Source organism: Mesorhizobium sp. M5C.F.Ca.IN.020.29.1.1 (genome assembly GCF_003997375.1).
GTDB lineage: Bacteria > Pseudomonadota > Alphaproteobacteria > Rhizobiales > Rhizobiaceae > Mesorhizobium > Mesorhizobium wenxiniae.
In genome coordinates, this window is sequence record NZ_RZSW01000375.1 from 1 (window position 1) to 6,302 (window position 6,302).

A 6,302-nucleotide genomic window follows, 5' to 3' on the forward strand; every position below is an offset into this window, starting at 1 on the left:
CTGCATTTGCTGCCTGGTGTAAGCGCCGAGTTGGCCGATTTGCAGGAACTTGGCCTGGCTCCCGACTTCTGGTGGATGTACCCGGACGCCTACACAGCGAGTTGGCTATGGGTTGCCTTACCTCATAGCGAGACGACGTTCTGGATCCTTGGCAGCACCGGTTGCGCAATGATCGTCTTGGCGGCTTGCTCGCTCGCTATGGAAGCGCTCCCGCTTCTGCGAAAGCTGGTCTCGCCAATAATCGCGGTCGGCTCGATGCCTTTGACGGCCTATCTCCTGCACTTTCAGGGCATCTACCTGCTCGGAGAACCTTGCTCGCTGTCCGCGCTCCTTGGCTTTATCGTGGTTGTAAGCGCTTTTGCGGTGCTTTGGCTGCGCTTCTTCCAGCGAGGACCGATGGAAGCGCTGGTGGGTAGGATCGCAAATCTGGCGCGTCACATCCCCTGAGCCCCACGTCGCCCCGACCTCCGGATCGCAGTGACGCTCGCCAAAGAAAGCGCCTGACCGAGGTCCGACATAGCTGATACTACAATGTCGCGCTTCGTCGGTATCATCCTGGGTGCCACCGCCGAGCCTTGCGACCATTGCCGTTCGCGCGGCTTTTGAGGACACGAAATCCGAGTACTCTGGCGGCGATGTGTTTGATTTCATCGCCATAAAGTCCCTTACTTTCCGTCCGAACGCAGACCTGTCGATCTCCACGATGGGAGGCTGTGAAACTAGCGAGTACGGCCGTGCCGACGCTGAAGACGAACTCGCATTGAGATCAGGCTGCGCCATGTGCGCAAGTGCTTGCCAAAGCCGTCGCTGTCCTTTGACCGCACCCGCGTCATTAGCTTGGCTGAGCTTGCGAATGAGCCACCGATCCGATCCGTACATGGCATTCGTTCCCTTCTTTGGCGGAAGTCTTTCGACATGAGTTTGACCTTACTAGATCGCTCTCGAGGAGAGGTACTCGAACGAGCTGACAGTGAGCTAAGGCGCCGTAAGTTCGTTCCGGGGGCGACGCGCATTTTGCGTGCGCTTTTTCCCTCAGGGCCGTCGAATTCCTTGGTCTTCAGCACTCGCGGCACATCGCGGGTTGGAAAACTTTCGGGTGATGCAGGCGTGGTGTCGGGAATGCCGCCCTCTCAGCGACTACGCACGTTGATGGTGGCGGGTGGCCGGCCCGGCGTTTCTCGGGGCGGGATTTCCAATCGAGACCAGAACAAGTCGACGCTCCAAGAACGGCGCCCGGTCACCCATCAGCTGCCAAGCGCGATCCGAGCTCGCCCGGGATGCGTAACCTGACCAACTCCGCCCGGCCCGCTCCCTGTAGACTCAGCGCTGAGCTGAAGGCCTCTCCCGTCAGGAGGTCAGGTTTGCGCGTTTCGGGCCGAGTAGGAACACTGTGAGGGCGGCGAGGAACGTGGCACCCGCGCTGTAGGCAAGGACACTCGTGACGCCGGCATTTTTCACAAGCAGTCCGCCAAAAATCGCGCCGGCTGCGATGGCAACCTGGAACGTTGAGGTCATTAGCACACCGGCGCTTTCGGCCTGCTCGGGAACAGCGCGCAGCACCGTCCACGTCTGTAGCCCCACCGGTACCGCGCCGAAGGCAAAGCTCCATATGACAATCGCAATCGCCCAGGCCCAGGCCGATGGTCCCAGCATCAGCAACGAGATAGCGGCTATCGCCATGAGCAGGGATGGCAGGGCCGCGACTGCCTTGAGGCTGTGTGGGGCCAGGAATGCGCCGGCTAAATTGCCGAAGAAGCCGCCTATGCCAGAAACGAGCAACAGTAGCGAGATCATCTCGATATTCAACGCGGGAACCTTCTCGAGGAAGGCCCGGATATAGGTGAAGCTGGCGAAGTGCCCAGAAGCGACCAGGACTATGACTAAAAGGGCGACCTTGATGGTCGGCTTTTTGGCCACATCTAGCAGACTTCGGCATCCAGCCATTTCAACCGGAGGCAGCGTCGGCATCGTTACGAGTTGCACCAGCAGTGTAATGGCATTGACGACCGCAGTGATCATGAAGGGCGCTCGCCATCCCCAGATGTCGCCGACATAGGCGCCGATTGGAGGCGCGCATACGACAGCGACCGAAACGCCGGTGAGGATGATTGACATGGCGCGCGGCAGAAGGTGATTTGGAACGAGCCGCATCGCCAGCGATGCCGAAATCGACCAGAAGCCTCCGAGCGCAATGCCGAGCACGACACGTGCCGCCAGGAAGACCGGAAGCGACCACGCGACTTCCGCCAGAAGGTTGGACAGGATCTGAAGCAGCATCATCGCACACAGGACGATCCTGCGGTCCAGGCGCTTTGTGATGATGGCCATCGTCGGCGCCGAGATCGCCGCAGCAATCGCCGTCGCTGTCATCGTCTGTCCAGCGGCGCCCTCTGTGATACCGAGATCATGCGCGAGCGGCGTCAGCACGCTGGCAGGCAGAAACTCTGCCGTCACCAGCCCGAAGGTGCCCAAGGCAAGCGAAATGACCGCACCCCATGCGGGACGAGACCGTTGATCCGGCTTTTCTGGGTCGTGCTGAACAGCACCCATGAAGCCTGTCGCGGATCCGGTCATGAATAAGCCCCGCCAGTTTGGGCGCCCTGCAACATGGGTTGGCTGCGTTGACCCGCGTTAAAGACAGAGGGGCCGCCGTTGCCGGCGGCGTTGCACGAAGGGAATGTTCATCGCTGCCCGACACGTTGTAATAGTGCGGCGTGCAACATTGGTGCCGGTTACTCCGAGCCGGATGAGGATGTCATCGTCGGAGGCATCCCATCAGGCTAATCCATCCGACTTCGCCGGTCGGTCTCGAACCAGGCACGCGCAAAGCAGCTACCGAGCACCGACGTCTGATGTACGGCGGCGGGAACAGGCAGGGTGTCCTCAAACGCCTCTGCGGCAAAGCGGCGGGAGGTCAGGGTCGCCCCACTCCCCTCGTTCAGGTCACCCGCACCTTAGCCTGGGTCGTGTCGGCGAGAACCCGCTCCAGCCATTCCAATGCGACGCGCGCCCTCCAGGGCGGGATCGGCTCCGCAAAGTCGTTCGTTGATGAGGGCGCTATATTCAGCGTCCTACCGTGGAAGACGCCGCAAATCGATCGCTGGCCAGAGTAGTGTCGTGGATCCTTTGGAGCAGGGCTACTTCTCGCAAATGACCGATAGCGTTGCTAAGGCGCTGGGGCTGCGAGGCACCGCGGCCGTAGCCGGAGCACACCAGCTCCGCGAGCCATTGCTCAACCCGAAATAGTGCCGACAGCGGATGTGAAGGGTAACCGACTCCTCAATTAGCGCCCATGCAAATAGCGGCACATTCTTTCGACGCCGTTCGGTGGCGGCCCGTGTTTAATCTACCGCTCAGATGGATACCAGCTGCTGCACGGACTGCAGGGCCGATTCCCCTGTAGCCGTTTCCCTACCAAGTCGCCTCGGCGCTGCCCCATTAGTCAGCCGTAGCGGCCTCGAGGATCGCTATCCGACGCTTTGTGTCGGGCATTGTCGGGTCCGCTACACGGCTTGTTCCGACAATCACCTATTCTGGCAGCAAGCACTTGTTAGAGCTCAAGCTAACTCGCGGAAGAGAAAAGACAAAAATTCTTGTTGGCTATCAATCGGTCAAGTTGGCACGGGTCTTGAGACCCTTCGGTGTGAGGCGGCAAGAGCTGCCCATCGGCATTCATGTCGCGGGCAGCCGTGACGGATGGAACGAAGGAAGGAAAGCTATAATGTCAGGTCTGCGTCAGATCGCCTTTTACGGCAAGGGCGGCATCGGCAAGTCCACCACCTCCCAAAATACGCTCGCCGCCCTTGTCGACCTCGGGCAGAGAATCCTCATCGTCGGCTGCGACCCCAAAGCCGACTCCACCCGCCTGATCCTGAACTCGAAGGCTCAGGATACGGTCCTGCATCTCGCGGCACAGGAAGGTTCGGTCGAAGACCTCGAGCTCCAGGACGTGCTCAAGGTTGGCTATAGAGGCATCAAATGCGTGGAATCCGGCGGCCCGGAGCCGGGTGTTGGCTGCGCCGGTCGCGGCGTTATCACCTCGATCAACTTCCTTGAGGAGAACGGCGCCTATGACGATGTCGACTATGTCTCCTACGACGTGCTCGGGGACGTGGTGTGCGGCGGTTTCGCGATGCCGATCCGCGAGGGCAAGGCGCAGGAAATCTACATCGTCATGTCCGGGGAGATGATGGCGCTCTATGCCGCCAACAATATCGCCAAGGGCATCCTGAAATATGCCCATTCGGGCGGCGTGCGGCTCGGCGGACTGATCTGCAACGAGCGTCAGACCGACCGTGAGCTCGACCTGGCCGAAGCACTGGCTTCCAGGCTCAATTCCAAGCTCATCCACTTCGTGCCGCGCGACAACATCGTCCAGCACGCCGAACTCAGAAAGATGTCAGTGATCCAATATGCGCCCGACTCCAAGCAGGCCGGCGAGTATCGCGCGCTGGCCGAAAAGATCCATGCCAATTCGGGCCAGGGCACCATCCCGACACCGATCACCATGGAGGAGCTCGAGGAAATGCTCCTCGACTTCGGCATCATGAAGACCGACGAGCAGATGCTTGCCGAGCTTCAGGCCAAGGAAGCGGCGAAGGCGGCCGCCCAGTAAGGACGATATTGGGCGCTCCTTGAGCTGGCGCGCCTTGCAAAAAACGGCGCCTCGTCGGTGAGGCGTCACCAGACACCTTGAAAGGGGTCCCATGAGCCTGGAATACGAGAATGATGGTGCTCTCCATGCGAAGCTTATTGAGGATGTACTATCGCAATATCCCGACAAAGCGGCGAAGCGCCGCAAAAAGCATCTCAGCGTCGCAAAGAGCGGAGACGAGGCTGGCGAGGAAAGTGAAGTCATTTCCGAATGCGACGTCAAATCGAACATCAAGTCCATTCCTGGTGTGATGACCATACGCGGCTGCGCCTATGCCGGCTCAAAGGGCGTGGTTTGGGGCCCAGTCAAGGACATGGTCCATATCTCGCACGGGCCCGTCGGTTGCGGCCAATATTCCTGGTCACAGCGCCGCAACTACTACGTCGGCACAACGGGCATCGACACGTTCGGGACAATGCAGTTCACCTCCGATTTCCAGGAGAAGGACATTGTCTTCGGCGGCGACAAGAAACTGGAACAGATCATCGATGAGATCGAGGTACTGTTTCCGTTGAACAAGGGCATCACCGTGCAATCCGAATGCCCGATTGGTCTCATTGGCGATGACACCGAGGCAGTTTCTCGCAAAAAGGCCAAGGAGCACGAAAAGACTATCGTGCCAGTGCGCTGCGAGGGCTTCCGCGGCGTTTCGCAATCACTCGGCCACCACATCGCCAATGACTCGATCCGCGACTGGGTCTTCGACAAGAAGGACGTCGAGTTCGAGGCTGGTGCCTACGACGTGAACGTGATCGGCGACTACAATATTGGCGGCGACGCCTGGGCCTCGCGCATCTTGCTTGAGGAGATAGGATTGCGCGTGGTCGGCAACTGGTCGGGCGACGCCACACTCGCCGAGATCGAGCGCGCACCAAAGGCTAAGCTCAATCTCATCCACTGCTACCGGTCGATGAACTACATCTGCCGGCACATGGAGGAAAAGTATGGCGTCGCCTGGATGGAGTACAATTTCTTCGGACCGTCCCAGATCGAAGCTTCCCTCCGCAACATCGCCAAGCATTTCGGGCCGGAAATCGAGGAGAAGGCCGAGAAGGTCATCGCCAAGTACAGACCGCTTGTTGACGCGGTCATCTCCAAGTACCGACCGCGCCTCGAAGGCAACACCGTCATGCTCTACGTCGGCGGCCTGCGCCCCCGTCACGTCATAACAGCTTACGAGGACCTCGGCATGGTCATTGTCGGCACCGGCTACGAGTTCGCCCATAACGACGACTATCAGCGCACCGGCCATTACGTAAAGAACGGCACACTGATTTATGACGACGTTACCGGCTACGAGTTGGAGAAGTTCATCGAGGGAGTTCGCCCCAACCTCGTTGGCTCTGGCATCAAGGAAAAATACCCGGTGCAGAAGATGGGCATTCCGTTCCGCCAGATGCACTCCTGGGACTATTCGGGACCTTATCACGGCTATGACGGCTTTGCCATTTTCGCGCGCGACGTGGATCTTGCCATCAACAATCCGGTCTGGGGCCTCTACCAGGCGCCTTGGAAAGAAAGCCCGCCCCATGGGCAGGCGATAGCTGCCGAATAGACGCCCGTCCCCTGGCCTATTCTCCCCCCAGAGAGACGATGAACCCCCGCGGCTTGTGAGCCTCGGGAAACCGCAAACGTCTCGACGTACCTG

5 protein-coding genes are annotated in these 6,302 nt (G+C 59.7%); 3 read left to right on the forward strand and 2 right to left on the reverse strand.

Going from position 1 to position 6,302, the window contains the following annotated elements; all coding sequences use genetic code 11:
• The coding region (locus tag EOA85_RS24490; RefSeq protein ID WP_127211484.1) for a DUF418 domain-containing protein at nucleotides 1-447 on the forward strand (447 nt) is incomplete at its 5' end.
• Nucleotides 448-1,347: 900 nt separating this feature from the next.
• Here EOA85_RS24490 and EOA85_RS24495 read toward each other — a convergent pair.
• Nucleotides 1,348-2,574 carry an MFS transporter gene (locus tag EOA85_RS24495; protein WP_127211485.1) on the reverse strand — a complete coding sequence of 409 codons (1,227 nt, stop codon included), beginning with the start codon at nucleotides 2,572-2,574 and terminating at the stop codon, nucleotides 1,348-1,350.
• Between the two features lie 57 nt (nucleotides 2,575-2,631).
• A complete protein-coding gene (locus EOA85_RS24500) occupies nucleotides 2,632-2,754 on the reverse strand; it encodes a hypothetical protein (protein WP_127211488.1) in 123 nt (40 codons plus the stop codon).
• Nucleotides 2,755-3,721: 967 nt separating this feature from the next.
• Between EOA85_RS24500 and nifH the strand changes: the two genes are divergently transcribed.
• Together nifH and nifD are read left to right on the forward strand one after the other, a co-directional pair.
• Entirely contained in the window at nucleotides 3,722-4,615 is an 894-nt protein-coding gene (gene nifH, locus EOA85_RS24505) for a nitrogenase iron protein (RefSeq protein ID WP_127211486.1), read from the forward strand.
• Nucleotides 4,616-4,706: 91 nt separating this feature from the next.
• Entirely contained in the window at nucleotides 4,707-6,209 is a 1,503-nt protein-coding gene (nifD, locus tag EOA85_RS24510; protein WP_127211487.1) for a nitrogenase molybdenum-iron protein alpha chain, read from the forward strand.
• The last annotated feature ends 93 nt before the right edge of the window (nucleotides 6,210-6,302 follow it).